The sequence below is a fragment of the Novosphingobium sp. FW305-C-30-35 genome (genome assembly GCF_058783135.1).
The window spans coordinates 3,380,416-3,403,185 of the sequence record NZ_JBYSYJ010000001.1; the positions used below are offsets into that span (position 1 = coordinate 3,380,416).

38 protein-coding genes and 3 pseudogenes are annotated in these 22,770 nt (G+C 62.9%); 16 read left to right on the top strand and 25 right to left on the bottom strand.

The genetic code is table 11. From position 1 onward, the window contains the following. Positions 1-86 precede the first annotated feature (86 nt). Positions 87-410 (top strand): hypothetical protein, encoded by a 324-nt coding sequence (locus AC3WLM_RS16625; protein ID WP_492478036.1) that lies wholly within the window; start codon positions 87-89, stop codon positions 408-410. 182 nt (positions 411-592) lie between these two features. Here the strand turns inward: AC3WLM_RS16625 and AC3WLM_RS16630 are convergent, their stop codons facing one another. From AC3WLM_RS16630 to AC3WLM_RS16695, 14 genes and pseudogenes are all read right to left on the bottom strand, one after another. Then, positions 593-814: a helix-turn-helix transcriptional regulator gene (locus tag AC3WLM_RS16630; RefSeq protein ID WP_492478037.1), complete on the bottom strand. Its 222-nt coding sequence runs from the start codon at positions 812-814 to the stop codon at positions 593-595. 142 nt (positions 815-956) lie between these two features. Then, a complete protein-coding gene (locus AC3WLM_RS16635) occupies positions 957-1,157 on the bottom strand; it encodes a hypothetical protein (protein WP_492478038.1) in 201 nt (66 codons plus the stop codon). After that, a complete protein-coding gene (locus tag AC3WLM_RS16640) occupies positions 1,157-1,402 on the bottom strand; it encodes a DUF2312 domain-containing protein (protein WP_492478147.1) in 246 nt (81 codons plus the stop codon). The genes AC3WLM_RS16635 and AC3WLM_RS16640 overlap by 1 nt, the downstream gene beginning before the upstream one ends. 117 nt (positions 1,403-1,519) lie before the next feature. After that, positions 1,520-1,735: pseudogene (locus AC3WLM_RS16645) on the bottom strand (DNA translocase FtsK); the annotation flags it as partial. 39 nt (positions 1,736-1,774) lie between these two features. After that, the gene (locus tag AC3WLM_RS16650; RefSeq protein ID WP_492478039.1) at positions 1,775-2,044 is read right to left on the bottom strand and encodes a hypothetical protein; all 270 of its coding nucleotides are present in this window, start codon (positions 2,042-2,044) and stop codon (positions 1,775-1,777) included. Next, on the bottom strand, positions 2,034-2,723 hold the full coding sequence (locus tag AC3WLM_RS16655; RefSeq protein WP_492478040.1) for a hypothetical protein: 690 nt from the start codon (positions 2,721-2,723) through the stop codon (positions 2,034-2,036). Before AC3WLM_RS16655 ends, AC3WLM_RS16650 begins: the two co-directional genes overlap by 11 nt. Further along, positions 2,723-3,451, bottom strand: coding sequence for a hypothetical protein (locus AC3WLM_RS16660; RefSeq protein ID WP_492478041.1), 729 nt, complete (start codon positions 3,449-3,451; stop codon positions 2,723-2,725). Before AC3WLM_RS16660 ends, AC3WLM_RS16655 begins: the two co-directional genes overlap by 1 nt. Next, positions 3,448-4,491: a phage Gp37/Gp68 family protein gene (locus AC3WLM_RS16665; protein WP_492478042.1), complete on the bottom strand. Its 1,044-nt coding sequence runs from the start codon at positions 4,489-4,491 to the stop codon at positions 3,448-3,450. Before AC3WLM_RS16665 ends, AC3WLM_RS16660 begins: the two co-directional genes overlap by 4 nt. Beyond that, entirely contained in the window at positions 4,491-4,670 is a 180-nt protein-coding gene (locus tag AC3WLM_RS16670) for a hypothetical protein (RefSeq protein ID WP_492478043.1), read from the bottom strand. Before AC3WLM_RS16670 ends, AC3WLM_RS16665 begins: the two co-directional genes overlap by 1 nt. Further along, positions 4,667-4,885 carry a hypothetical protein gene (locus tag AC3WLM_RS16675; RefSeq protein ID WP_492478044.1) on the bottom strand — a complete coding sequence of 73 codons (219 nt, stop codon included), beginning with the start codon at positions 4,883-4,885 and terminating at the stop codon, positions 4,667-4,669. The genes AC3WLM_RS16670 and AC3WLM_RS16675 overlap by 4 nt, the downstream gene beginning before the upstream one ends. Beyond that, on the bottom strand, positions 4,885-5,265 hold the full coding sequence (locus AC3WLM_RS16680; protein WP_492478045.1) for a hypothetical protein: 381 nt from the start codon (positions 5,263-5,265) through the stop codon (positions 4,885-4,887). Before AC3WLM_RS16680 ends, AC3WLM_RS16675 begins: the two co-directional genes overlap by 1 nt. 108 nt (positions 5,266-5,373) lie before the next feature. Then, positions 5,374-5,757 (bottom strand): Ogr/Delta-like zinc finger protein, encoded by a 384-nt coding sequence (locus AC3WLM_RS16685; protein WP_492478046.1) that lies wholly within the window; start codon positions 5,755-5,757, stop codon positions 5,374-5,376. A 5-nt stretch (positions 5,758-5,762) separates the two neighbouring features. Next, the gene (locus tag AC3WLM_RS16690) at positions 5,763-6,236 is read right to left on the bottom strand and encodes a hypothetical protein (protein ID WP_492478047.1); all 474 of its coding nucleotides are present in this window, start codon (positions 6,234-6,236) and stop codon (positions 5,763-5,765) included. Then, entirely contained in the window at positions 6,233-6,559 is a 327-nt protein-coding gene (locus tag AC3WLM_RS16695) for a YdaS family helix-turn-helix protein (protein ID WP_492478048.1), read from the bottom strand. Before AC3WLM_RS16695 ends, AC3WLM_RS16690 begins: the two co-directional genes overlap by 4 nt. Before the next feature lie 83 nt (positions 6,560-6,642). Between AC3WLM_RS16695 and AC3WLM_RS16700 the strand changes: the two genes are divergently transcribed. The 5 genes from AC3WLM_RS16700 (at position 6,643) to AC3WLM_RS16720 (ending at position 9,653) form a co-directional block, all read left to right on the top strand. Continuing rightward, positions 6,643-7,338 (top strand): XRE family transcriptional regulator, encoded by a 696-nt coding sequence (locus tag AC3WLM_RS16700; RefSeq protein ID WP_492478049.1) that lies wholly within the window; start codon positions 6,643-6,645, stop codon positions 7,336-7,338. Positions 7,339-7,357: 19 nt separating this feature from the next. Beyond that, complete coding sequence (locus AC3WLM_RS16705; RefSeq protein WP_492478050.1) at positions 7,358-7,774, top strand: HIRAN domain-containing protein; 417 nt, start codon at positions 7,358-7,360, stop codon at positions 7,772-7,774. A 74-nt stretch (positions 7,775-7,848) separates the two neighbouring features. Beyond that, positions 7,849-8,910 carry a type I restriction endonuclease gene (locus AC3WLM_RS16710; protein ID WP_492478051.1) on the top strand — a complete coding sequence of 354 codons (1,062 nt, stop codon included), beginning with the start codon at positions 7,849-7,851 and terminating at the stop codon, positions 8,908-8,910. Next, positions 8,907-9,314, top strand: a complete 408-nt coding sequence (locus tag AC3WLM_RS16715; RefSeq protein WP_492478052.1) for a hypothetical protein — start codon at positions 8,907-8,909, stop codon at positions 9,312-9,314. Before AC3WLM_RS16710 ends, AC3WLM_RS16715 begins: the two co-directional genes overlap by 4 nt. Positions 9,315-9,374: 60 nt before the next feature. After that, positions 9,375-9,653: a hypothetical protein gene (locus tag AC3WLM_RS16720; RefSeq protein ID WP_492478053.1), complete on the top strand. Its 279-nt coding sequence runs from the start codon at positions 9,375-9,377 to the stop codon at positions 9,651-9,653. 147 nt (positions 9,654-9,800) lie between these two features. Here the strand turns inward: AC3WLM_RS16720 and AC3WLM_RS16725 are convergent, their stop codons facing one another. The 10 genes from AC3WLM_RS16725 to AC3WLM_RS16770 form a co-directional block, all read right to left on the bottom strand. Next, positions 9,801-10,523, bottom strand: a complete 723-nt coding sequence (locus AC3WLM_RS16725) for a hypothetical protein (RefSeq protein WP_492478054.1) — start codon at positions 10,521-10,523, stop codon at positions 9,801-9,803. Positions 10,524-10,625: 102 nt separating this feature from the next. After that, on the bottom strand, positions 10,626-11,672 hold the full coding sequence (locus AC3WLM_RS16730; protein ID WP_492478055.1) for a contractile injection system protein, VgrG/Pvc8 family: 1,047 nt from the start codon (positions 11,670-11,672) through the stop codon (positions 10,626-10,628). After that, complete coding sequence (locus tag AC3WLM_RS16735; RefSeq protein ID WP_492478056.1) at positions 11,672-12,055, bottom strand: phage tail protein; 384 nt, start codon at positions 12,053-12,055, stop codon at positions 11,672-11,674. Before AC3WLM_RS16735 ends, AC3WLM_RS16730 begins: the two co-directional genes overlap by 1 nt. Further along, the gene (locus tag AC3WLM_RS16740) at positions 12,055-13,818 is read right to left on the bottom strand and encodes a hypothetical protein (RefSeq protein ID WP_492478057.1); all 1,764 of its coding nucleotides are present in this window, start codon (positions 13,816-13,818) and stop codon (positions 12,055-12,057) included. Before AC3WLM_RS16740 ends, AC3WLM_RS16735 begins: the two co-directional genes overlap by 1 nt. Before the next feature lie 13 nt (positions 13,819-13,831). Then, positions 13,832-13,972, bottom strand: coding sequence for a GpE family phage tail protein (locus AC3WLM_RS16745; RefSeq protein WP_492478058.1), 141 nt, complete (start codon positions 13,970-13,972; stop codon positions 13,832-13,834). A gap of 8 nt (positions 13,973-13,980) precedes the next feature. Further along, the gene (locus tag AC3WLM_RS16750) at positions 13,981-14,319 is read right to left on the bottom strand and encodes a phage tail assembly protein (protein WP_492478059.1); all 339 of its coding nucleotides are present in this window, start codon (positions 14,317-14,319) and stop codon (positions 13,981-13,983) included. A gap of 78 nt (positions 14,320-14,397) precedes the next feature. Further along, positions 14,398-14,907, bottom strand: coding sequence for a phage major tail tube protein (locus AC3WLM_RS16755; protein WP_492478060.1), 510 nt, complete (start codon positions 14,905-14,907; stop codon positions 14,398-14,400). 100 nt (positions 14,908-15,007) lie between these two features. Continuing rightward, a complete protein-coding gene (locus AC3WLM_RS16760; RefSeq protein ID WP_492478061.1) occupies positions 15,008-16,525 on the bottom strand; it encodes a phage tail sheath subtilisin-like domain-containing protein in 1,518 nt (505 codons plus the stop codon). Continuing rightward, complete coding sequence (locus AC3WLM_RS16765) at positions 16,522-16,836, bottom strand: phage baseplate assembly protein V (RefSeq protein WP_492478062.1); 315 nt, start codon at positions 16,834-16,836, stop codon at positions 16,522-16,524. The genes AC3WLM_RS16760 and AC3WLM_RS16765 overlap by 4 nt, the downstream gene beginning before the upstream one ends. A gap of 70 nt (positions 16,837-16,906) precedes the next feature. Beyond that, positions 16,907-17,083 carry a hypothetical protein gene (locus AC3WLM_RS16770; protein ID WP_492478063.1) on the bottom strand — a complete coding sequence of 59 codons (177 nt, stop codon included), beginning with the start codon at positions 17,081-17,083 and terminating at the stop codon, positions 16,907-16,909. Positions 17,084-17,195: 112 nt separating this feature from the next. Between AC3WLM_RS16770 and AC3WLM_RS16775 the strand changes: the two genes are divergently transcribed. From AC3WLM_RS16775 to AC3WLM_RS16800, 6 genes and pseudogenes are all read left to right on the top strand, one after another. Next, positions 17,196-17,723: a hypothetical protein gene (locus AC3WLM_RS16775; protein ID WP_492478064.1), complete on the top strand. Its 528-nt coding sequence runs from the start codon at positions 17,196-17,198 to the stop codon at positions 17,721-17,723. Positions 17,724-17,801: 78 nt separating this feature from the next. Continuing rightward, positions 17,802-18,062, top strand: a complete 261-nt coding sequence (locus AC3WLM_RS16780; protein ID WP_492478148.1) for a hypothetical protein — start codon at positions 17,802-17,804, stop codon at positions 18,060-18,062. Positions 18,063-18,092: 30 nt separating this feature from the next. After that, positions 18,093-18,269, top strand: a pseudogene (locus AC3WLM_RS16785) (phage tail protein I); the annotation flags it as partial. Positions 18,270-18,288: 19 nt separating this feature from the next. Then, positions 18,289-18,453: pseudogene (locus AC3WLM_RS16790) on the top strand (phage tail protein I); the annotation flags it as partial. Between the two features lie 28 nt (positions 18,454-18,481). Continuing rightward, on the top strand, positions 18,482-18,703 hold the full coding sequence (locus AC3WLM_RS16795) for a hypothetical protein (RefSeq protein WP_492478065.1): 222 nt from the start codon (positions 18,482-18,484) through the stop codon (positions 18,701-18,703). After that, positions 18,703-19,164, top strand: coding sequence for a hypothetical protein (locus tag AC3WLM_RS16800; protein WP_492478066.1), 462 nt, complete (start codon positions 18,703-18,705; stop codon positions 19,162-19,164). Before AC3WLM_RS16795 ends, AC3WLM_RS16800 begins: the two co-directional genes overlap by 1 nt. 70 nt (positions 19,165-19,234) lie before the next feature. Here AC3WLM_RS16800 and AC3WLM_RS16805 read toward each other — a convergent pair whose 3' ends face one another. Then, a complete protein-coding gene (locus tag AC3WLM_RS16805) occupies positions 19,235-19,474 on the bottom strand; it encodes a hypothetical protein (RefSeq protein ID WP_492478067.1) in 240 nt (79 codons plus the stop codon). Positions 19,475-19,990: 516 nt separating this feature from the next. On the opposite strand from AC3WLM_RS16805, the gene AC3WLM_RS16810 reads away from it, so the two are divergent. The 4 genes from AC3WLM_RS16810 (at position 19,991) to AC3WLM_RS16825 (ending at position 22,611) form a co-directional block, all read left to right on the top strand. Then, positions 19,991-20,131, top strand: coding sequence for a hypothetical protein (locus AC3WLM_RS16810; protein WP_492478068.1), 141 nt, complete (start codon positions 19,991-19,993; stop codon positions 20,129-20,131). Between the two features lie 346 nt (positions 20,132-20,477). Continuing rightward, a complete protein-coding gene (locus AC3WLM_RS16815; protein WP_492478069.1) occupies positions 20,478-21,380 on the top strand; it encodes a hypothetical protein in 903 nt (300 codons plus the stop codon). 315 nt (positions 21,381-21,695) lie between these two features. Then, positions 21,696-21,920 (top strand): hypothetical protein, encoded by a 225-nt coding sequence (locus AC3WLM_RS16820; protein WP_492478070.1) that lies wholly within the window; start codon positions 21,696-21,698, stop codon positions 21,918-21,920. A 427-nt stretch (positions 21,921-22,347) separates the two neighbouring features. After that, positions 22,348-22,611: a hypothetical protein gene (locus AC3WLM_RS16825; RefSeq protein ID WP_492478071.1), complete on the top strand. Its 264-nt coding sequence runs from the start codon at positions 22,348-22,350 to the stop codon at positions 22,609-22,611. Positions 22,612-22,770 lie beyond the last annotated feature (159 nt).

Genomic DNA, 22,770 nt, shown 5'->3' on the forward strand with positions numbered 1-22,770 from the left:
AGGCCCGCAGGTGATCCTGCGGGCTGAACTTTGCGGTTAACGGGCCGTCCTCAATCCTGTCGGGAACACAGGATCGGAGATGCGCAATGTGGCTTGAGAACAACGGCACGGCACGCCGCTCTCCCTACTCTGCAGGCGTTCCAGAGGGTCCGATCCCGGCGGCCTATCGCCGCGGCATCTTCAGGGCCAAGGTTAACGCCCACGAATTGACCGGTACGCACGCGCAGATCGAATGTCTGGAGAATCCAAGCCCGGGCAGCATGGTATGGCTGACCTTCACGGGGCTCGAATCACGGGCGGCGATTGTCGAGGAAAGTGCAGCGTTCAGGATCAGGCTGCGGTTTGTCGAACCATTCCATCCCGCAGTGCTCGATGCCATCCTGCAGGGCAGGTTAGGCGTGTTTCACTGAGGCAAGGGCAAAGCCAGCCAACACCGGCGCGGCCGCTACGCCCCGAATGAAGGGCGGGGCATGATGCTGAATTGCTTGGAAAAAAGTGGCTCCCTGAGTAGGATGGTCGCATCATGGCTTAAAGTCCTGTAAATATAGCGATTTATTTTTCTAGCGGGAGCATCATGACACCAGTCGTGCCATCATTTTGGCGTGGCTAGCTCTCCGTTGAGGGCGCGTTGTTTCCAGGCTTCGATGTCAGCTTCAGCCCATGCGACTCGGCCACCGCCGAGGGCGCGGTTCTTGGGGAAGGTGCCCTGCTCCATGCGGCGGTAGATCGTGCTCACGCCGAGTGAGGTTTCGGCCTGGACGTCTTTCAGCTTGAGCAGGCGACCGGGCGATCTAAATTCTGGGGTGGCGCTCATAGGAGGGCTCCTTGGGCTGCAGATTGGTCCTCTTGGGTTCTGATGCGCCGATCGCAGGCGCCGCACATCCACGGCCCATGCGAGCCGGAGTGGCTAATGACGGGATGCTTTGCCCCACAGGCGCAGCGGTCGGGTTTCCAGCTCAGAAGCATGCCGCGACTCCATTCTGTGCCTCGACTTCCGCAAGCGTGCGGTGGGACCCAAAAGGGAAGGGGTCGATGCTAGGCTTGGGGCCGTCTTCGCGCGCGGCGAAGCTGGCGAGGTATTGCTGGCCTGCAGGGGTGACTTCCAGCTTCAGCCGGAGGGAAGGGCGGGCGATCGGTGAGATGAAGGCGCCGGGCATCAGTCGATCCCCAGTGCGGTTTTGTAGGTTTCGAGGACCGCTTCCATGTCGCGGCGATCGTCGGGCCGCATTTTGCGCAACCGGACGATCTGGCGCATGATCTTGGCGTCGTAGCCGGTGGCCTTTGCCTCGGCATTGACATCCTTGATGTCGTCCCCGATGCCCTTCTTTTCCTCTTCCAGGCGCTCGATCCGTTCGATCAGCAGCCGCAACCGATCATCGGGAGCGCGATGCTGTTCCGGCAGGTCGATTGGGATTGTGATCTGCGCATCGCCGTCGGAGTTGGTCTGGATGCGAGCACCCTTGCGATACAGATCCTCGGCAAGCTTCTGCAGCTTGCCATCGGCCTGCTGAAGTACCATGCGGCGCCCAACGTGATCAGGAGCGGAAACCAAGCCTTCCGCTTCCATCAGTTCGACGTGGCGCGCGGCCACGTTGTATCCCACGCCCATCTGGCGCTGAAGCCAGCTGATCGAGGCTTTCTGATGATGCAGCACGAGGCCCTTGGCAGCATCATAATCCGCAATCGCATCAATGGGTGCGGTGGCAGGTGGGGCAGCGGCAGTCTGGACAGACATGGTGAGTCCTTCCGTGAGGCGGGGTCTCAAGGGACCGGGTTAGTCGAGCCACCAGCGGCGCGGGGCCTCTGGTGTTGTGAGGGCCGGTTCCACAACAGGAGCCGGGGCGGTTTCGGCGGCGGGGCGCCGCAGGGGCCGGTTCATCGCTGCGCGCAGGCGTTCGCCTGATTCCTGCCACTGGCGATCCGCTTCTTCGCGGCGGCGAGCCTCGCGCGCCTGGGCGGGCAGGCAGCCCATCTGCATTGCCAGGTCGAAGCTCTCGCGCGCGGCGCGAAAGCGCTGGGCGAGAGTGACGGCTTTACGCGGCATCGCGGTGCTCCTGTTCAAAGGGGATGGCGGGATCGCCTTCGATGCAGGCCCGCTCGCGCAGCGCGCCGCAAATCGCACGCGTCAGCTCAGCCCCGGTCAGGTGCCAGCGCAGGGCGCGGCGCATGAAATCCATCGTGGCGCGGCGATTGGCGGGCACGCGGTAGCGGGCACACATGGTGACCAGCTCGGCCTGCCACAGCATGTCGAGCGCAGCAGAGGGCAGGGCCTCCGCAAAGACGGGGCGAGGCGCGGTCCAAAGGTACTCGGTGTGCGAAAAGCACTCTGCCGAGAGCGCCCGGTTGCGTAGAGGGTTGGTGCCCCAGCGGTCAATCACCTCGGGCAATGCAGCACGGTAGTACTTCCCGTCACGCTCGCTGTGCGCGGCCCACTTGTTGGTCGGCTGTTCGACCAAGAACTTCTCGTGCAGAGCCACGATCACGTGATGCGCAACGCCCATCATTGCGGTCAGCTGCGCCGGAAGCCGATCGAGCTTGTCCTTCTTCGACTTGATCTCGACCGCGACGATCTCGGCCTTGTCCACTGCCAGTACATCGATGCGATTGCCAAAGCTGGCCGCGTTGACCTCGTGCATTATGCGTGCACCGGGCATCATGTTGCGCAGGCGCTTGACTACAGCCTCGCGGATCTCGGCTTCGTCAGGGGAGCGATAGGCTGGCATCAGAGCAGCGCCCCCTTCGCTTCGGGAAAGAGGCGGGAATAGTCCGGATAGTCGCCTTCGCGGGTCAGGCGGGCGCTGGTGCCGGGGGGTATCCAGCGGTGGCGCGTGTCGTGGTCCGGGCCGCGCCAGATGATCCAGCTGTAGGCCGTGGCCGAGCTGGCTTTCTTGGGTTCGCCGTTCTCATCCAGGTTGAAAGGATCGGGCTTGTTGCGCTCGATCAGTCGGCCCTTGAGCAGCACCACCCGTTCGCAAAACGTGGCGATGCAGGCGGGGCGCTGTTCGGGCGAGAACAAGGGCTCGTAGCGGTCCTCGGATTCGGTAAAGGCGGAGCGGGCAAACACGGCCACACCGCGCCGTGCGATGCGACGGGCACGCTCGATGAAGCGTCGCGCAGGCACGAACGGCGGGTTGAGGAAGATCCAGTCAACGTCCAGCACCGGGGGCGCAGCGCTGAGATCGAGGAAGTCGAAGATGCCGTGCTCAAGCGAGTAACGGTGGACGTCGGTGGCATGGACCTGCGCGAAGTACTCGCGCATCGGGCGCGCCATGTGCAGCTCACCGCAGCAAGGCTCCCACGCGCGCTGCAGTTCGAGAGGCTCGCCATATTCGGCCTGCAGCAGCTCGCACACCGCGCGGGTGGCCCAAGGCGGCGTGGGGAAGTACTCAAGGCTGTCATGTGGCTCGATGCGCCGCTGCATGACGGCGGTGGAGCGGTTGGGACCGGTCATGCCAGTTGTTCCGGCATGCCGTTGTGTTCGACGCCATCTAGTAGGCGACCGGCGCGCTTCTTGCCGACCTCGAACATCGTCATTGCGCCGGTGCCCTGCCAGAAGGCTCCGGGCTCATGCATGGCCCTGCCATCGAACCGCTTGCCGTCCCGGTGCAGGACGCACTGGTCAACCTTGCATCGGCGCGAGGCTTCAGGATCGTGCTTCGGGGCCGGGTGATAAATGTCCTCGAGCAGTTCCTCGGGCATTTCACAGACGGGTGCCCAGTTGCCCCACTGCTTGAAGTGAAACGGGACGCCAGCGGCGATGCTGCATTGATCGCGGAGGGAGCGTGCCCAGTCGGGGTGCATCGGGCGAGCACTCGGCCCGCTTTCGCCGCCAGCAATTACCCAGTCGAGACGGACTAGATCGCAGGGATCAAACTCAACCGGCCCGAGCAGCGGTTCGCAGGAGAGGAAGCGGACGGCGGCGGGGGTGGCGAGCAGATCGGGGATGCGCTCGTCGGCGCGGGTCTGGTCCTCGACGCTGACGCCCAGCCAGACGTTGGGGAGTGGCCAAGCCTCAGCAGTGGTGTGAGGGATGCCGTCAAGCCAGAAGTCGCCAAACCGCTCCCAGCCCCCGTACTGAGCATGAACTCTTTCGGAAAGGGCAGACATGTATTCCCGCATGCGCTTGCTTCGCTTGGTCAGGATCATGTGGATGTGCTGTGGGGTCGCTACCGCGCTCGCGAACACGCGGTCGATCCACTCGTCGGGCACGGCATCGTGAAAGGGATCGCCGTGGGCGTTCCAGAAGATGCGGCGCGGCTTTGACCAGGACAGCGGCTGCAAGAGCGCCTTTTCGTTGAGGCGCACTTCGCCGTTCCAGATGGGACCGGCCTTGCTTTCGATCGTCAGGCCTGCCCGCGTCGGGTGCGTCTTCATCCGCGTGCCTGCCAGCTTCATGGCATAGCAGTTCGTGCAGCCGGGGCTGGTGACGCTGCAGCCGTTGATGGCGTTGACCGTAGCATCGGCCCATTCGATCTTGGTGTGGTCAGCCATCACCGCACCCATGCGTAGACGAGGCCGCCGAGCACGGCAGCGAGGGCGATGCCGACAAAGATGCAGGCACGGGCAAGCATGACAGCCGCGTCGATCTCCGATTGCGACGACTGCTTTCGGGCAGGGTCGCGCTCGGTCTCGATCGAGAGGTAATAGTCTCGGAAGGGATTGCCGCTCATTGGAACACTCCCGGCAGGAGGGTTGGGCCACATTTGCCGAGCATCCAGATCAGGCCGACGATGGCAGCGGCGATGCCAACGGTTCCGGCACCCTCGCCAAGCTCGGCGCGGCGCGTCCGCTCAACACGGTTCGCCAGGTGCGGATTATCGGCGTCGAGCTTCCACGCGGGCGAGGCGGGCTTCCACGCTGCGCGGTTGTTAGGCGCGCGGCGCATCAAGCGGCACTCTGCCGAACGTCGGCCAGCAGGGCGTTAACCCGCTGCACCCAGTCGATTCGCACCGCGGCGCCGGGCGGCATCAGGTTGGCGCCTTCAACCAGCAAGTCCATGACTTCGCCGCGCAGGCGGACCTTGTCCGATCGCGCATCGGGGCGGCGCGTTTTTATTTCCCGCACAGGGATGCCGAGGCGGGTGCAATCGAGGCAAAACACGGCTCCGGCCGATTGCGTCCAACCGACCGGAAGCTTGCCATCAGCGGCGTGGTGAAGCGTGCCGCAACCACACTGAAACGATGGCACGGCCGCGAGTGCAGGGCGCGGGGAAGCGGTCTTGGCGATGGAAGGCTTGTAGCGAGGCCGGGATTGCGTCTTGGGCATTGCGGGCTCCGGAAACTGGCAAGGTGATGGCGCATCCGGAATCGCGTCCGGCAAAGCGCAGCGGGGAGCAGGGAATTGATCCGGGCCGATCAGCCCGGCGTCATGGCGTCAGCCGCACCCGGTATCGGGTGCGATCAGATCTGGCGTCGTGACGTCAAACAGCTCGGGCTGGGCCGGATCGCGCTCGCGCATCAGTTCGAGGACTTCGGCCCGGGTGGGCTGGCGCATCTTGAGATCGACGCGAGGGTCGGGGATGGCGCTGGGGCGCAGGCCGTGGTCGTAGATCTCGCTGGACTTCCAGGCATGGCCGCAGAACAGGTTGGTGCACTCGTAGTAGAGTTCGCGGTTGGTGATCGCGATCTCGCGGCTAGAGCGGCAGTTCGCGGCGCTCTGGCAGTGCGGGCAGCGCGCGCGGGCGCGGCCCTTGTGGAAGAACGGAGCCTCGGCCGTTGCGGCGGGCTGTCCGGAAACTGCTGCTGCTGCCCCTCCCATGACGATCAGCTCTCCCGCTCATTGCCGTGATGTGGGCCGCGCTCTTGCGCGTCCAGCGCGGCAATGCCCTTGGTCAACGATGCGATGGCTTCCTCGCCCTCTTCCCGGGCGCGGCGGCGCATCTCCGGGTCCTTGGACGTGGCCGCGTCGATCATCGCCGATACTGCCTCACCGGTTTCCTTGGCAGCTTCGGCAGCAACCTTGATAAGGTCTGCATGTGGAACGTTCCGCTCGGCCAGTTCGAGCCGCAGCGCGAACAAACGGTGGAACGGGGCATGATCACCGCCTTCATCCATGAAGGCGCGGTCAAGCCGCTCGGCGTCGATCATGCGGATAGCTGCCTGGGTGTCGGGCTCGGACCAGTTGCTGATCGCCCGACGGCCGACGCCGCAAATCGCGGCGCAATTGTCCCACCCGATCACGCCCGCAACTGTCGCCAACGTGCGCTCATAAGTAAGGGGCTCGCGGCGCTTGGTCATGCGGCGGCTCCCAGATCATTGTTGCGATGCAAAATGCCACCGTTTTGGAAAGAGACGCGGCCATCGCCGATGTCTACGCCATGCCATGCGGGCGGTGCGTGGGGCACTTCCACAGGGTAGATATCAGGGCGCAGGACATGGCGAGACACGCCGCACTTAGCTTCCGCAGCAAGTACGTGCTGGGGTGGAAGCTGTTTCGATTGGTTAAGCCAACGCCAAACAGTCGGCTGAGAAACCTCGAAAAAGTCTGCCATCTCCTGCTCCGTCTTGAAGCATGCGCGGACCGCCATCAGGGCTTCGTACCGGGTCGAATATCTGTTCATGTATGGCTGAATATACGACGACGTATTAATGGTCAACGCAAAAGTTGCATGCTCGATTATGCGGGCGCGTATAATGATGCCGCATGGCTGAGGTAGTTGGTGAGCGCGTAGCTAAGCGCATGAAGGAACTGGGTCTAACCCAGTCCGCTCTTGCTCGCGCCGTCGGTGTGAAGCAGCCGTCTATCGGTCGATTGATAGCGGGAGAAACGCGGCAGACGCGGCATATCGTTGAATTGGCCCAAGCGCTTCGAACTTCTCCGGAATATCTCACCGGTGAGCTGGTCGAGCCAGACGTTGCGAGCGCCAATGACCGGCGGGATTCCTTCGGCGCCTTCCCGGTTCAGAACTTCGAGGAAATGGCGGCCGAACGGGGGCTCCTGCCCATCCGCCACATCGATCTAGCGTTCGGTATGGGGGCGACTTACCTCGACAATCCAGTTGAGGAGGAAATGCGCTTCTTCCCCGAAGCATTCATCCGCGCATTTACCAAAGCGCCGCCATCAATGATTTACTTTGCAGAAGGCGCCGGCGATTCGATGATGCCGACGATCCACTCAAACGACGTCGTGATCATCGATACTTCGGCCAACCGGATCACGATGGCTGACCAGATCTGGGCATGCACTTATGCGGGCCTCGGAATGATCAAACGGCTGCGGCCGATGCCAGATGGTGGCGTGAAGATCCTGTCCGACAACCCGAGCGTGCCAGCAGATACCGCTTACGACGGCGAGCTTAGCCTGGTCGGGCGTGTCGTTGGCGTTGCGAGGAAGATTTGAGGCAGAGCGGGGATATTTGATGGCTTTGCCTGGAATGTCTTTGGCCGTGGTGGGCGTTCGGCATCCCAACCGAGACAAAAGCAACCGACAATTCGAGATCGCGATCTGCAAGCCGGGTGAGCCCGTTGAACTTCGGCCGGAGCCCAAGAATCCCGCAGACGAGAACGCGGTAGCGGTCTTTTCCGTGCGGGGGGTGCAGATCGGTTATCTCACTGCAGAACGTTGTGGGCGTATTGGCGCTTTGATCCGTCAGGGGCGGGAGGTCGAAGCGGTCTTCCAGAGAGAAGCGCAACATGGCGCGTGGATACGCGTTGCGTTTGACGGCGAGAAACCAGTCGTCGATCTGGATCCGCCAGCATTTGTACGCGCACCGCTTCGAGCTGATGGCATTGATCCTGAGCCTGACTTTTACCCGGACCCGGAATGGGAAGACTGAAGCTCCAAGTGCAAGTAAGATAAAAGAAAAGGTAGGTCCGTCGAGTCGCGGTTAGTTCTTCATGGGGGTAGATGATGGATTTTGAAGCGAGCATCGCGGAACTCCAGTCGCGGCTGCGCCAGCATCGCGAGATATTGGAGACGGAAGAATCGGCCAAGACCACTTTGGTTCTTCCTTTCCTGCGCGCACTAGGGTTCGATGTCTTCAATCCCGCCGAAGTGAAGGCCGAGTTCACTTGCGATGTGGGGACCAAAAAGGGCGAAAAGGTCGATTATGCCCTTTGCGTCAATGGTGAGGTCACGGTCCTGGTCGAATGCAAGCCGGTTTCGAGCGAGCTGTCGATCAAGCATGCCAGCCAGCTGTTTCGGTACTTTGCGGCCACCAATGCGCGCTTCTCGCTGCTCACCAATGGGGTGATCTACAAGTTCTTCACGGACAGCGACAAAGCGAACATGATGGACGAGGCACCGTTCTTCACGTTCAATCTGGACGACTACCGCAAGGCCGATCTGCGCAACCTCTCAGCTTTCCAAAAGAGCGAGTTCGACGTGGAGCGCATTGTCGCCCAAGCCGGCACGCTCAAGCTGCAGTCGCAGGTGATGATCGAACTCAAGAAGGAGTTCGACAACCCATCGGATGAGTTCGTGCGCGTGATCGCCTCGCGCCTGCACGATGGCATCCTGACCAAGCCAGTGCGGGACAGATATCAGGCCGCAATATCCGTCGGCATCGAGACCATGATCCGCCAGCGCATCGACGAGCGCCTGCAGAATGCCATGGCACGGAACGATGAACCCGCACCGCTCGCCGAGCCCGATCCTGTCGCTGCGGCGGACGAGATCGAAACCACGCAAGTCGAGATCGATGGCTTCAACATCATCAGGGCGATCTGCGCCAAGCTCGTCTCGCCCGATCGCATCGTGATGCGCGATGCCAAGTCTTATTGCGCGGTGCTTCTGGATGACAACAACCGCAAGACGGTGGCGCGCATGCACTTTAACAGCGCGAAGGCGCGATATGTGGGCGTGTTCTCTGGCAAGGATGAAGAGAAGAAGCCTGTGACCGGCCCGATCGACATCTACCAACACGCAGATGCCATCGTTGCGCGCATCCAGGAGCTTGAGGCGAGCAAGTGAAGACGATCCCCTTCCTGTTCGCCGCTGCCGCCGCAGTTGCCCTCACTTCGTGCGGCGGCAGCACTTCTGATCCTAGCGCGACCAATGCTACCGCGCCGCGCCTGCAGGGCGAGCTGGATGTGGATTGGCAGCAGGCGCGATACCAGGCCTGCATGAAACGGATGGAGCATTACCAGCAGCTCGGCGTGTGGAAGCACGGCGGCGCGCGTCCCGGTGTGGCTCGTGCCGCTTGGGACCAGCTGACTGACGCAGAGAAGAGCGAGGTCTTCGACGTGGCTGGCTGCATCACCGCCGCAGGCCAGCTGGGCGAGCGCATGGTAACGGTCAGCGAAGAGGGCAACGGGCCAGAGATCGAGACGCGACGGGTGGCTAATGATCGGGATTTTGTGGCGGAGGCTGGATGAGTCTTTGATCCGCATGCCTCAGGCAACTGAATGAGCTGATTGCGAATGGGACCAGCACAAATGGGCTCCGAAGATACTGCTGAAGCTGCCATGCATCGCGTGACCTTCGAGCTCGATGGTCACATGACTGCCCTTTCGCTTTGGCATCCGTGCCAGCCTCAAATCGGAGACAAGATCTTTCTGGCTTCGAGCGAGTGGACCGTATCCGTGGTCAAGACAGAATGTGTGGACGCCGGGGACAGGCAGGTGATGCTGACGCGGTACGTTCTTTCGGATGAGACGCCGGTCACGGGCATCCAATATGGCAGCGGGCCCGGGACCAACACTCGGAGCGACTGACCGATTTTTCAGAAGGAACCAAGCTTATGAACCAAGAAGAAAGTTCGCTCGGAAAACCGCTCCACCGAGATGAGATGGCACTCGATTCCTATCGCCCGATAGTCAACAAGATGATGTCGAACGACCGCCTCGACAAGTCTAGTCGCCCTACACCAGCGCCCTCGCGAGACGATGGAGCATCCGTGCAACCACGCCCCGCGCCCGCGCCGTCCAGCCCGCCGCCTCCGCAGAGGAAGTAGCCCGATAGGGGGCAGACGGCGCAAAGCGGATAGCGATACGCCGCACCTGATTTGATGGGATGTAGGTGATGTTCGCACCCCATTCCGGATCAATCAAGCCTTCCACCGGAGCCGGTTCGGCACCCGGGGCCTGCGATTGATCAGCATACATCAGCACATCGCCGGTGCTGCCAAGGACGTAGGGGCCGAAGGGCAAGTCTCCAACGGGTGCGGTGTTGGAGCAGAAATAGGTGTAGCCATCGGTGGTCTCCACGCAGAGCTGACGGGGGTGGTGCCGGTCATTCTCCTGCAGGTGATCCATCGCGCTGATTGTTTCATCGGCCCACGAGTATCGCGTGGTGCGCAGCAGCGCGCGCAGCGCGGTCCGCCCCAGCTTTCGCCAAATCACCCCAGCAAAGAGGCTTGCGGCAAGGGCACTTGCCACTCGCGCTGGAAACACCAACATTGGTGTTAGCCACAGGGAAATCATGGCAACGAGGCCAAAGGCCACCGTAAGAAATACGGCATCTACCGGCTTGTGGTTATGCCGGATGCCTACGTAGGCAAGCAGATAGGCAAGGTATCCGCTGCCAATCACAGTCTGGAAATCCCACGGCAGCTTGGCCAACTTGCTTATGACATCAGCGTCCATTGCTAGTTCCTTTGCATGCAGTTGACATCTGCCTCACATTTCATAAGGTGAGAACACCAAACGACATGGCCTCGGGGTTGCAGCCTCGGGGCCTTCTTCGTTTCAGGCTGCCACTTCCATCTCGACCCGCGTCTTCAACCCGCTGCTGTCCATTGCATGTTCGGCGCTGCTGATCAGCCAGGGCGTGGCGTCGATCATGGATTTGAAGCCGATGGCGGTGATCTTCATGCCGGGGGAGAGCAGGGGATTGCCCCAGGCGAGGCTCGCCGAGAGAGTGGCGGCGGCGCGTTTCAGGCGTTTGCTTTCGGCCTCGGCAGCGGCCTTTGCATCGTCCTCGCTGGCATAGGTGCGCTTGAGGCGCTTGCGGTTTTGACCGCCTGTGCTGACCGTTTTGCGCTTGGCATCGGCGGGATCGTGCCACTGGGCCTCGGCCCCGTCCTGCGCCTTTTCGCGCGCGGCGCGTTTCCAGTCGATCGAACTGCAGCGCTCTTTCAGCAGGACTGCCTCCGGGATGGCATTGCCGGTGGCGGTGGTGCTGGCGCCCTTGGGCGCGAAGATCAGGCATCCGGCCTTTACCACCGCGCTGGCATCGTGCCGCCGCGCCAGATCGCGCAGGAACTGCATGTCGCTCCGACTCGCCTGCTCGGCCACCTTGATCGCGCGGGCGGCAAGGCTTTCGTGGCAGCGGGGTTCGAGGCCATGCTCCTGCGCGATCACGCCGACGATATCGCCCAGCGTGCCATCGCTCCAGGTGCGGTTGCGGCGGGTGCGGAAGCTCTCGGCCAGATCGGCGCTGCGCGCGGTGAGGGTGATGCGATCCGGCGGGCTGCTGTATCCCGCTTCGTCCACCTTGAAGCTGCCCTTGTAGACCCACCCTGTCGTCACATCGGTGCCGCGCTCCCAGCCCAGCCACACCTGCAGCGTTGCGCCTTCGGGCGGGATAGGCACGTTGCCCTTTGAATCGTCGAGCACAATCTCGAGCTGGTCGGCTTCCTCGCCGTCCTTTTCCGACAGGCGCAGCGAGACCAGGAGCGGATCGAGCTTTGCCGTCAGGTCTTCAGTGATCCCGGTGGTGCCGGTGACGACAACGCGCCATTGGGCCTTGGGCTGGACGTAGTTCGATCCGTAGGTGGGCGTGACGCTGGCCATCACTTTACGCGGGTCAGTTCGATCGTGAAGTCCTTCACCCGGGCCATGCCGTTTTCGGTGAAATTGTCGTGGCCTTCATCGACGCGATCGATGGTGAAATCGCCAAGCACGTTTCCGCGCCCGTCCATGAGGGTATAGGCATCGCCGGTGTCAGCCATGTCCACCAGCGTTTCGAGCGCGCCGTAGCGGCCCAACACCTCGGGCACGAGCCGACCGGTGAGGGTGATCTTCTCTGCGCCGGGGCCGACGAACTGGCTGGCGGCGATTGCGCCGAACCGCTCGGTGCGCTCGTGCCGCCATTCGCGGCTGCGCGTGAGCTTGTCGAACAGGGTGCTGTCGGTTGTGAAGGCGAACATGCCCAAGGCGGCGAGCTGCATCTGCATCAGAAATCATCCTCCTGAGAGCGGAGGCGCTGACTACGCTCGGCCCGGCGCACCAGTTCGGCAACGCGTTCGGCCAACGCCTGCGCATCCTCACCGGGCTGCTGATACACGTTGATGGTGACCGGGCGGGGCTGCGCTGCAGCGGCGGCGGGAGCGGCACCAGGGGCGGGGGCCAGCGCCATGGCGCCAGCGCCTGCCACCGCGCCTGCCATGCGCCCCATGGCGCGCACGGGCTGTCCCTTGGCCTGATCGAGGCCCATGCCAAGGCCGGTGGCGACGTGCCCGCCCATTTCCATCATCAGGCGCGAGGGGCTCTTGATCCCGAGGTAGGTCTTGAAGGCGGTGATGCCGTTCTTTGCCATCTGGATCAGCTTCACGCCCAGCGCCAAAGGATTGATCGCGAGCAGCAGGCCATCCATCATCATCCGGCCGATGTTGGTGAGCTCGGGAGGCAGACTACTGAAAATTCCCTTCACCGCCGCCACGCCCGCGGAGAATACGCCGGAGATGGCCTGCCACTTGGCAGAGAACCACCCGGAGATGCCGTCCCAGTTCGAATAGATCTGGTAGGCAGCATAGCCAATCACAGCAGCCAGAGGCAGCCATACCCCGGCAAACATCGCGACGCCCGCGCCTGCGCCAGCGAGTATCGGTGCCAGCGTGGCAATTGCCCCAGCAATGCTCGCTACGCCGATCAGGATCGGGCCGACCACAGCTGCAATGCCGCCGACGATAACGATCCACTTGCGGGTTTCCGGCGAGAGTGTGGCGAACTTCTGGATGATGCCGGTGAAGGTCTGGATCAAGGGCGTGATCGCGGGAATGAGCTGCTGCCCGACGATCAGCGACATGTTCTGCCACGCCGCCTCGGACGCGCGCAGCTGGTTGGCGGTGCTGCCCGAGGTTCGCGCCAGGTCGCCCTGCGCCGCCGTTGTCTGGGCCATGATCAGGCCCGCGCGGGCCATGATCTTCTGCTGCTCGGTCAACTCGCCGTTTACCGGCTTAAGCCCCATTTTTAGGGCCTGCGCCTTCACCGCGGCTTCGGTCATAAACACACCGAAGTCGCGCAGCGGCTCGCTCTCGCCCGTGAGGCCCGAGCGCAGCTTCTCGAGCGCGGTGCCGGGATCGACGTTGTAGAAGCTCGAAAGGTCCTGCGCGAGCATGGCGAACTGCTGGCTCATGCCTGCCGACTTTGCTGGGTCAGCCTGGTTGAAGAAGATCCCGAAGGTGTTTGCGGCCTGCATCAGTTCGACATTGGTGCGGCCAACGGCAGCGCCTGTCTTTGCAGCCCAGGCTTCCATCATCGCCCCGTTCTTGCCGAAGGTGACGTTGAATGCGCTGCGCAGCTCTTCGGCATCCATCGCCGCGATGAAGGCACTGCGCCCGAAGGCGACGAGCGGCGCGGTGACCGCAACCGATGCCGCTGCGCCCGCCTTGCCCGATGCCGCTGCGATGCCGGAAAACCGGCTCTGGATACCGGCGATGCGTTCGAGCTTCGTCTTCTGCGCGTCGATCTTCCCGTTGGTCTCGGCAATCGCGCGCGAGAGCGACTGTTCGGCAAGGACAAGGCCCATGCTGGTCGAGCCGCCCTTGAGCAGCTCGCGGACGCGCTTCAGTTCCTTCTCGTTCTCGCGCACTTCGGCCCGCATGGTGCGCAGCGATTGCGTGCTGGCCTTGCTGGCGCCGACGATGTTGCGAAGCCCGCCCGAGAGCTTGTCGATCCCGGTGAACTTGACCAGCAGGTTGAGCTTGTTGTCGGCCATCGGGAAACTCCTGCTATCGAGACCGCTGCAGCAGTCCGCATTGCGGCGGGGCGATACGGGCAACGGCAAGACCCTGCCAGTAGATCAGTTCGTCGACGTCCATCGACATCAGCTCTGACAGGGGCCAGTGGAACACCGCCGCGATGTCGGCCATGACTTCGCCTAGCTGTCCGAAGGTTGCGTCCCCGCGAAGTGCTCCCTGATCGCCGCCTTCATCTCGGCGCTCATAAAAAAACCCTTCACGGCACCGGCCAGTTCGATCAGGTCTTCGCTTTCAAGATCCAGTATCTCGGCCTCGATCAGCGTCGGTTCCGTGATGCGAGGGAGCAGCACGAGGAGCGAGTTGACGTCAGTCGAGTATAGGTCCTCGATCTTGAGGCCGCGCAAGGCGCCCGCCTTGGGCTTGCGCAGTGTGACTTCGGTGATGTCTCCACCCTTGCGCTTGATCGGGGTGGAGAGGCGGACCTTGACGGTCTGTGGGTTGGCTTCGGCTTCGGACATGTGCGGGGTCCTTCAGATTGCGCGGGGTTGCCTGATCTCCCGACCGACGGCCCCCGCTGACCGCCGGCCGGAAGTGCTTTACCCGCCGATGGCGGCGCGGATTGCTGCGCGTCGATCGACACCGAAAACGATGAAAATGCCTGCGATAAAGTCGATCTCGATCCAGTCCTCACCGTCCACGGTCAGCTTGTAGTAGCTGCAGGTTGTCTTGAAGGTCTGCTCGGTATCGTCACCCACCTTGGCCGTGCCCATGTCGATCTCGGCAGTGCGGCCCCGCGTGACGATCTCGCAAGAAAGGACCGCACCGGTGTCGTCGTCCTGATAGGCCCCGGCGAAGCGGTTCAGGTTCGAGGAAAGCGATGTCGCGCCGAACTGCTTGAAAAGGCCACGCACCAGACCGCCCGCCTTGAACTCGAGCTCGATCTTTTCCATGCCGAAGTCGATCGGCACGGGGCCCAACATGCCGCCAGCGCGATAGTCCTCGAGCTTCATGGTCAGCTTGGGCAGGGTCACTTCCGGGATCTGGCCCTTGTAGCTGACCGCATCCTCGAAAAACTGCATATCCTTGAGCTTGGAAGGGAAACCCATGGTGTGATTCCTTGTGGTCGACCGGGCTAATGCCCGCTTTGCGGTCATGCCGCCGGTCTCCGGGGCGGACTTCGCCGCCGGTTTCCGACGAGGTGTTGCGTTACGCCGCCAACTGCGCGGAAAGGTCCGCGTAGTACTTGTCGGTGATGCGCTGGTTGAGCTCGAGGCCTTCGAGCGGGGCGGCAGGAGTGAACTCGTAGTCGATCACCAGCTTGCCTGCGGCGAGGTTGGCCTGCGAATTGAGGGCCGGATCGAACCATGCCCGCCCGCCGATGAGGCGCTGCTGGACGACCAGGCTGCGGATGCGCGCGTTGATCGTTTCGAGCACGTCCTTGACCAGGAAGGCGGTGAGCGGTTTGTCGGACGCCCAGATCAGGCCCGCCGCGATCTCGTCCTGCAGAATCTGCGAGGTGCGCACCGCAGATTCGAACGCGAACAGCGGCTCGTCGGAACAGGTGCGGTTGCCCCAGTAGATGAACCCGCCCGAGGGGCTGCGCACCAGCGTGGTGATCTGCGCATCGTTCAATGCCGCAACATCGGTGGTCGGGTCCTGGATGTCGAAGAACAGGCTCTGCGACACGCCCGTGACGCCGCCGACCGCGACGTTGGACAGCGTCTTGTGCCAGCCCGTCTCCTCGTCGATCTTCGCGCGCAGGCCAAGCGCACGCGCCACGGCATCGCCCGGGAAGTCATTCGACCAGTTCGGCCAGAGCAACATCAGCTCGCGCGCAGCGAAGTTCTCGCGATAGGTCACCGCTTCAGCCACGGTAGCACCCTCGGCAGCGGCATAGACCATCGCGCGCAGCTTGCCCGCGACGGTGGCAAGGGCGGTGGTGACGGCCTGCGTATCGAGCCCCGGAGCGCCGATCACGCGCGGGCGGAACCCGGTCACGCTTTCGGCGGCGAGCAGGGCATAGAGGACCCGAGTAGTCCACCCGCGCTGCCGATCGTCGCCGTGTCCTGGTCCTCTTCGTCCACAGCCACCGCGCACCACGATCACGATCGGGCTGCACTGGTCATAGATCGCCTCGAGCGAAGGCAGCAGCGTGCCGCCGGTGCCGGCCTGGCCGATCGCCTTGCGCACGTCGGTTACCAGGACGGGCGTATCGAGCGGGAAGGCAGCGTTGAGCGCGTCGGTTGCGGCACCGGCGGCGGCAGTGGCAGTGCAAACAAGGCCGATAACGCCGCTGGCCACGGCAGCAATCGTGCGGGTGCCTTCGGTGAGCACGTTGGTCTTGATACCGTGCATGAGATTAAGTCCTTCTGGCGATGGGGATGGACAGGGCGGGTCAGGGTGTTGGCAGTGGAGCCGGTGCGGGTGCCTTTCGATCGTGACGCTGGCCTGTCCGCTGGCGAACTCGCCCTCGATGCGCACCGTCTTAAGCTCGATGCGCGGCTCCCAGCGCGCGAGCGCGATGGCGATGGCCATCGAGCAGAGCAGCATGGTCGCAGGACCGAGCGGACGGTCGAGCAGTTCGAACAGCAGGCAACCGTAATCGCGGCGCATGGTGCGGCTGCCCAATGGCGTGGTGATGATGTCGGCGATCGACTGGGCGAGGTGCTCATCACCCGAGATCGCAACGCCGCTGGTGCGGGACATGCCGGTCAGGCTGCTCATACTGGGGTTCCGGTCTGGCTTCCGCCTGCCGAGACGCCGCTGTGGCGATGGCTCTTCAGGCTCTTGCCGCCGCCGATCACGTCTTCGCTGGCGGTGAGGATGCCGGTGACGGACACATCGCCCTGGATATCGACGCCGCCATCACTGACGAGCACGGTGGTCGCGCCCGAGGGCAGCTGCATCAGCAGCTCGTGCGCGTCGGGATCATAGGAAAATACCGCGCCGTCCTTGAACCGCACCAGCGCAACCGGTTCATCGATCGGCGGGGGATTAAGCGCTGGAATGAAGCCCGCCGACGAAGATCCCGGCACCGAGTTCGCCACCGGGGCAGAACAGGCAGGCCCTGTTCGCCCACCGCAGGCGGAAGCCAGGCGCGGGGTTTCACCCATGCGGGGATGCAGCCAGCGCACCGGCGGGGTGGACGGCATCGTCGCCCCCGCTTTCCGGATCATCGAGCCGGATGGTGCAGGTTCCGCCTTGCAGATCGACCGATGCGACCACGCCGACGCGGATCAGGGCGTCAACATCGGTCGGGGCGTCTTCTGGCGTTCTGGACATGACGGCAAACATGCCGCCCGCGCCGCCCCGCGCCACCCTGCTGCGTTGTAAGCTCCACCTCACAACGCGCCGCGGGTGGCGGGATTGCCGTGCTTTGCCGAACACAAGCGGCATGGTCAGTTCCATCGCCTCCGGCCCATCCATCGATCTTTCCGCGCTGCCCGCGCCGGAGGTGATCGCACAACCGACGTTCGAGGGGCCCGCCTTGCCGCCAAGCTGGCGCAGCTGGTGGCGCAGGCCCCGGAATTCACCGCGCTGGTCGGAAAGCGACCCGGCGATGAAGCTGCTGCAGGCCGACAGCTACGGACGAGATGATCCTTGCGCAGGCCTTCGCCGATGCGGGCGCGCGGGCTGCTGCTGGCCTATGCCACCGGGGCCGCGCCTTGATCACCTTGCCGCGCTGTTTGCCGTGGAGCGGCTTGAGGGTGAAACCGACAGCGCACTGCGCCAGCGCGTGCAACTCGCGCCGCACAGCTTCTCGGTCGCAGGGCCGGAACTGGCTTACGTCTACTGGGCTCGCACCGCCCATCCCGACGTTGCCGATGCTACGGCCGTTTCTCCGACGCCCGGGCAAGTGGTGGTGACCGTGCTTTCCGCCAGCGGCGATGGAGTGCCGGGTCGGGCGTGCTTGATGCCGTGACCGAGCTGCTCACCGGGCCGGTGCGCCCGCTGACCGATGAAGTGATCGTGCAGCCTGCCACGCTGGTGCCATTAAACGATCGAAGCCCAGCTCACCGTCTTTGCCGGGCCTGACCAGGCGCTGCTGCTGCAGACCGCGCTCGCCAGCTTGGACGCCAACCTTGCCACCGCGCGCAAGCTTGGTCGCGACGTGACCCGCTCGGCGCTGATCGCCGCGCTCCACGTCGCCAACGTCCAGAAGGTCGAGCTGCTCTCGCCGGTTGCAGATCTCGATATCGACCCCAGCGAGATCGCCTCCGTCACCGATATCGACGTGACCATCACCGGGACGGTGATCTGATGACCTCTCTCCTGCCTCCCAAATGCGACCAGCGCCGAGCGTGCGCTTGAGCAGGCGATGCGCGCCGGGATCGACCTTTCGGCAGTCGGCACGCTGTGGAACCCGGCAACCTGCCCGGCAGACGTGCTGCCGTTCCTCGCATGGGGCCTCGCGATCAGCCACTGGGACGCGGCGTGGACCGAGGCCGAGAAGCGCGCCGCGATCGCGCAGGCCATCCCCGTTTCACCAGATCAAGGGCACGCGCGCCGCTGTCGAGCAGATCCTCGCTCGGTTTCACCCCCTGCTTTCGATCGTCGAATGGTGGGAAGCCAACCCGCGCCGCAATCCCCACACGTTCGAAGTGCGCGCTCCGGCAGGTCCGGGCGGGGATCGATGCGAGCTTCCTCACTGACGAGACTGCCAATGCCATTATCCGGGACGTGGCGGCAGCGAAGCCGTTGCGCGCCCACTTTGATTTCGTCTTCGCGCTCGAGGCGCAGGCCTCGCTCTACATGGCAGGCGGCGTGATGGCGGGCACGATCTCGCGCCGGGATTACGAAGCCATCCTCGATGAAAGCCGCGATTGGACGATCGTGCTCCAGACCGAGGATGGCGAGCCGATTTACACGCCCGATGGGCTGGACCTTCTGGAGACATCCTGATGAGTGCCATTCTCCTCTCGCTGACCAGCGCGGGGCTTGCTGCGGTGCAGGCTGCAGCGGGCACTGACCCGGTGGTTATCGCCGAAGTCGGCCTCACCAACACGCCTTTTGACGTTGCGCCCACGCTCACCGCCCTGCCGGGCGAGTTCAAGCGCATCGGCGCGGTCTCGGGCGTGGCGGCGGCAGACAATGTCACCCACATGACCGCCTACGACACCAGCGATGATGTCTGGGTGGCAACCGGCCTCGGCCTCTGGCTGAAGACGGCACGCTGTTCGCGGTGCACAGCTCGGAAGAGCCGATCCAGGAGCAAGGCTTCGATGGCCTTCGCCCTGATCAGCTTCGACATCGCCTTTGCGGCTGATATCGCCGGGTCTATTGCGTTCGGCGATCCCGTGTTCACAAATCCGCCGGCGACCGAGGAAGATGCGCGGCCTGATCCAGCTGGCGAGTGCTCTTGAAGCCCTGGCAGGCACTGATGAGCTCAAAGCCCTGACACCAGCTCGGGCCAAAGCTGTCGTTCTCGCCTGGCTACTCACGCAAGACGGTTCGGGCTGTGGCCTCGATGCCGATCTGCTCGATGGGCAGCACGGTGCATGGTACGCCGATATCGCCGCGCGCCTCGGGTACACGCCGCTCAACGCCACCGCCTACACCGCTGCCGATGTTCTGGCCAAGCTGCTGACGGTCGATGGTGCGGGTTTCGGGCGTGGAATGCCGACACGGTCGATGGACACCATGCCGCTGCCTTTCGCCGCGTTGTCTCTTCAAACATCACCGCGAACGGCGGGTACATCGAATATTCCGATGGCCTCAAGGAAACATGGGGCTGGGTCGATTGCGGGGCCAACACCTCGGCCTGGTACAATGTGCCGCTTCCGCACACGAGCTGGATCATCCCGACGCTGGGCATCGAGGTGCAGCCGGGTGACGACAACAATTCGGAAAACACCGGCCTCGGCGTGATCACGCTCGGCCTCCCACCACTATCGAGATCTACAGCGCGGAAAACTTCACCGCGCGTGTCTTCATCCAGACCAAGGGCGTTTGACCATGAGCGAAGCCATGAAGATCACCGTCGGCCGCTTCGATGCCGCAACCGGCACGGTCCGGTCACTTTCGAACAGAACGGCAAGAGCCACTCGCGCGCCGTCAATGCCGTGATCGGAAACGACGGCAAGCACGATCGCGCCGCACGCTGGCCCGCGTCGACGAGGTTGCGGCAGGCGTGGCTAACAAGTTCGCGCTTGGCCTGCTCGGCGATCCTGGCAGGGGGAGGCCTGATCGATGGCCAAGATCACCGAACTCGATCCGCCACCTTCGCCAATCGATGGGACCGAGCTTGTCCCGATCGTGCAGGATGGTGCGATGTGGAAATCGCCTATCGGGCAGCTTGTCGACGTATTGGCACAAACCATTTGTCGATGAGGCGCAAGCCAACGCTGAAAACGTGCGCGGCACCCTGGGCGTCGAACGTCTCGGTCGCCCCGTCATTACCAGCACTGCCGGCAACGGTTCGAACGCCGGGCTGTTTATTCTTGTTGAACCCGTAAAGCATTCCGGCACGTGGCGCCGGATTCATATTCGTAATGGCACTGCTGGTGCGAAAACGCTCAAGATCCGGGCGCTATCAAATTCTCGAAGATGGACAGTTCGAGCGTGTGCCCGGATCCGAGCTCACAGCTTTCGATGTTCCCGGGGAATGAAACGAGCCAGATCACAGTCTCGGCGATCAGAAGGCCTGGCGAGTTTACCGGGATTTCTGTCCCCACCAATGGCCATGGCCCTGCATACGAAGGTTGGCACTCCGGGCGACAGTGGCGGCTATTGGTACCACAACGTTGCTGAGCCTGTCGGGGCATTCATGCCTTCTGGAGGCAGCAATCCTCAGGTGAACATCCAGCTTCAGTTCGGCATCGAAGGCGACTATGCGCTGGCATATGATGATCTCAAGTCAGAGCTTGAACCTCGCATCGGGGCACTCGAAGGGCCGGTAGAGCTCACGACTGCAACGGTCTCACAGGTTATCGAGACGGTACCAGTTGTTGCTCTTTCGCGGATGGATCCGGCCAATGTCAGCTGGGTAACGGGGGCGCCGGCAGCAACGGCATGGGCGCCCGGATTTTTGGGAACCAGTTTTGGGGCAGATCTCGCTATTCGCGCCTTGAAGCTCAGGCCCCATCGTGCTGCAGGAGTTGTCTCTTTCAGGGTGCAGCTTTTCAGCAGACCAATCGCCAACTCCGGCGTCCCCGCCATAACAGATCGGGCAGATTGGCCAGATGCCGTTAGTATCTCGGCAGTATCGATCGCCGAAAATGCCTTCGGTGATGTTGTTGTGCAAAGTCCCGTCGATGTCTTGAATGACCAGACACGGTCGTACTACGCCATTGTCGAAGGACTTGATGATGGCGGGGACTGTTGTAAGCTTTGGCTATTGCGCGTGGCGGTGATGGCACCAGCCTTGCGCAAATGCAGCGCGGGGTTTTACCGGATGCCCAACGGTGCATGGAGTGCCGTCGGCACAGCCTCAGCAGCAGCGATCGAAGTTTTGACAGACAAGGCCCAGATCAAGGCCAGTGCCCTTCCAGCAACGACGCCCACTACAACCACATCTTCAGGCCCGAGCAAGCGGACGCGGCTTGCTCCTGATGCTGGGCAGGACAAACCTCGTCTTTGATAATACCACGCCGACTACCCATCGGCGTGCGTTTACGCTGCCAGCCAATGCCAAGCGCATCCGTGAGGTGATTTTCCAGCCATTCCTCGGCTTTTCAGGTGCCTGTCACTCTGGCTGCGATCACATCTGTTACTTCGGTTGGGAACTTCGCCGCGGCAGGGGCGGCGTGGCAGCCGTTGACGTTCAACGGTGGCGCGCCCACCGGCAACATGCCGCCGCGTGCTGGCGCCAATCGCTACGCCATGCTTGCCTCTGATTCCGCCAACTTTGCTTTGCTCGATCGCACAGATGTAGTGGGCGCTGGTAAAATCGTGATTGTTTCGCGTTCCCTTGGTGGTGGCGGGTCGCCAGTTTCTGCTCGGCCAGGCAGGAACTGACGATTACCGAACGGACTGGGAAGCGCGAGCGGACTTCCCATCGGTCATGCGTTGGAACACTGGCGATTGCGTAACCAATCCCGCAAACTTCACGAGCACAGAGAACCGCGTTAACGGCACCTGCATCGCTGGACTTGTGGTGAATGCGACGACGGCGAACTGATGAGCATCGGCTTTGTCGGCGACAGCATCACCAATGGCGCGGGCATCACCGGAAGCCAAAGGGAGTGCGCTATGGCCAAGGGTGGGCAGAAAAGCTGGCCTATGGCCTGAATTCAAAGCATCGCGGAGTGCTTCCTACGCTGCTCGGGTGGTCTGGCACCAGCATGGCGAACATCCGCGCCAATGCGCTCGACCTATACGATTTCTGCGCGGCGCGCGGCTTGCCGGTGCCAAACATCCTTTTCACACCAACGCTTCGCCGAACTCGATGGGCACTCCGCTGCTGGAAAGCCAGATGACGGCCCAGCGCGCGCTATCGGATGACATCGTGAACCGTGCACTGGCGGCAGGATCGCAGGTGGTAAAGTGGCTTTGCCTGCCGGTTGATCCGACCACAAAGGATCTCGATCCCAGCGCAGACCCGAATGATGGCGACAAGTTCCGGCAATTACAACGATGCCGACAGGGCATTGGCTGCACTGCAGACCGGAGCGGTCATCGCTGACTACGACGCCGCCATGGCCCTTGGTTTCGATGCAGATGGGCAGGCGCTGTTCAACGATGCCTTGGAGGATGATGGCATCCACCCGAATGCTGCTGGGCATGATGTGCTGCATGACATTGGCCGAAGTGCTGCGCGCGTTGTCATGCCAGCGGCGGGGTATGCCGTCGGTGGACTGGTGACCGTATGAACTGGCAAGAGATTATGCAGATGTGACATTATGCCTCCGCCTTGTTCCGGTGCCGATAAGGTCCTCGGTGACGCTCATCGATCGGCATTGGTTTTCCGTTCGAGATGGATGTCGAATGAAGGTTGTGGCAATTGTCGCAGCAAATGGCGCGCGCAGTTC

Bases quoted from the DNA above. Each gene is read 5' to 3' on its own strand.
- AC3WLM_RS16725 (WP_492478054.1), bottom strand. From the start codon at position 10,523: ATGGACGCTGATGTCATAAGCAAGTTGGCCAAGCTGCCGTGGGATTTC.
- AC3WLM_RS16695 (WP_492478048.1), bottom strand. From the start codon at position 6,559: ATGAACAGATATTCGACCCGGTACGAAGCCCTGATGGCGGTCCGCGCA.
- AC3WLM_RS16655 (WP_492478040.1), bottom strand. From the start codon at position 2,723: ATGCCAGCCTATCGCTCCCCTGACGAAGCCGAGATCCGCGAGGCTGTA.
- AC3WLM_RS16675 (WP_492478044.1), bottom strand. From the start codon at position 4,885: ATGCGCCGCGCGCCTAACAACCGCGCAGCGTGGAAGCCCGCCTCGCCC.
- AC3WLM_RS16690 (WP_492478047.1), bottom strand. From the start codon at position 6,236: ATGACCAAGCGCCGCGAGCCCCTTACTTATGAGCGCACGTTGGCGACA.
- AC3WLM_RS16735 (WP_492478056.1), bottom strand. From the start codon at position 12,055: ATGCAGATGCAGCTCGCCGCCTTGGGCATGTTCGCCTTCACAACCGAC.
- AC3WLM_RS16625 (WP_492478036.1), top strand. From the start codon at position 87: ATGTGGCTTGAGAACAACGGCACGGCACGCCGCTCTCCCTACTCTGCA.
- AC3WLM_RS16825 (WP_492478071.1), top strand. From the start codon at position 22,348: ATGGCGACAAGTTCCGGCAATTACAACGATGCCGACAGGGCATTGGCT.
- AC3WLM_RS16670 (WP_492478043.1), bottom strand. From the start codon at position 4,670: ATGAGCGGCAATCCCTTCCGAGACTATTACCTCTCGATCGAGACCGAG.
- AC3WLM_RS16730 (WP_492478055.1), bottom strand. From the start codon at position 11,672: ATGGCCAGCGTCACGCCCACCTACGGATCGAACTACGTCCAGCCCAAG.
- AC3WLM_RS16770 (WP_492478063.1), bottom strand. From the start codon at position 17,083: ATGTCCAGAACGCCAGAAGACGCCCCGACCGATGTTGACGCCCTGATC.
- AC3WLM_RS16745 (WP_492478058.1), bottom strand. From the start codon at position 13,972: ATGGCCGACATCGCGGCGGTGTTCCACTGGCCCCTGTCAGAGCTGATG.
- AC3WLM_RS16760 (WP_492478061.1), bottom strand. From the start codon at position 16,525: ATGAGCAGCCTGACCGGCATGTCCCGCACCAGCGGCGTTGCGATCTCG.
- AC3WLM_RS16710 (WP_492478051.1), top strand. From the start codon at position 7,849: ATGGATTTTGAAGCGAGCATCGCGGAACTCCAGTCGCGGCTGCGCCAG.
- AC3WLM_RS16755 (WP_492478060.1), bottom strand. From the start codon at position 14,907: ATGGGTTTCCCTTCCAAGCTCAAGGATATGCAGTTTTTCGAGGATGCG.
- AC3WLM_RS16630 (WP_492478037.1), bottom strand. From the start codon at position 814: ATGAGCGCCACCCCAGAATTTAGATCGCCCGGTCGCCTGCTCAAGCTG.
- AC3WLM_RS16800 (WP_492478066.1), top strand. From the start codon at position 18,703: ATGAGTGCCATTCTCCTCTCGCTGACCAGCGCGGGGCTTGCTGCGGTG.
- AC3WLM_RS16665 (WP_492478042.1), bottom strand. From the start codon at position 4,491: ATGGCTGACCACACCAAGATCGAATGGGCCGATGCTACGGTCAACGCC.
- AC3WLM_RS16680 (WP_492478045.1), bottom strand. From the start codon at position 5,265: ATGCCCAAGACGCAATCCCGGCCTCGCTACAAGCCTTCCATCGCCAAG.
- AC3WLM_RS16660 (WP_492478041.1), bottom strand. From the start codon at position 3,451: ATGACCGGTCCCAACCGCTCCACCGCCGTCATGCAGCGGCGCATCGAG.
- AC3WLM_RS16740 (WP_492478057.1), bottom strand. From the start codon at position 13,818: ATGGCCGACAACAAGCTCAACCTGCTGGTCAAGTTCACCGGGATCGAC.
- AC3WLM_RS16775 (WP_492478064.1), top strand. From the start codon at position 17,196: ATGGTCAGTTCCATCGCCTCCGGCCCATCCATCGATCTTTCCGCGCTG.
- AC3WLM_RS16705 (WP_492478050.1), top strand. From the start codon at position 7,358: ATGGCTTTGCCTGGAATGTCTTTGGCCGTGGTGGGCGTTCGGCATCCC.
- AC3WLM_RS16815 (WP_492478069.1), top strand. From the start codon at position 20,478: ATGGCCATGGCCCTGCATACGAAGGTTGGCACTCCGGGCGACAGTGGC.
- AC3WLM_RS16750 (WP_492478059.1), bottom strand. From the start codon at position 14,319: ATGTCCGAAGCCGAAGCCAACCCACAGACCGTCAAGGTCCGCCTCTCC.
- AC3WLM_RS16635 (WP_492478038.1), bottom strand. From the start codon at position 1,157: ATGCCCGGCGCCTTCATCTCACCGATCGCCCGCCCTTCCCTCCGGCTG.
- AC3WLM_RS16700 (WP_492478049.1), top strand. From the start codon at position 6,643: ATGGCTGAGGTAGTTGGTGAGCGCGTAGCTAAGCGCATGAAGGAACTG.
- AC3WLM_RS16650 (WP_492478039.1), bottom strand. From the start codon at position 2,044: ATGCCGCGTAAAGCCGTCACTCTCGCCCAGCGCTTTCGCGCCGCGCGC.
- AC3WLM_RS16685 (WP_492478046.1), bottom strand. From the start codon at position 5,757: ATGGGAGGGGCAGCAGCAGCAGTTTCCGGACAGCCCGCCGCAACGGCC.
- AC3WLM_RS16720 (WP_492478053.1), top strand. From the start codon at position 9,375: ATGGGCTCCGAAGATACTGCTGAAGCTGCCATGCATCGCGTGACCTTC.
- AC3WLM_RS16810 (WP_492478068.1), top strand. From the start codon at position 19,991: ATGGCCAAGATCACCGAACTCGATCCGCCACCTTCGCCAATCGATGGG.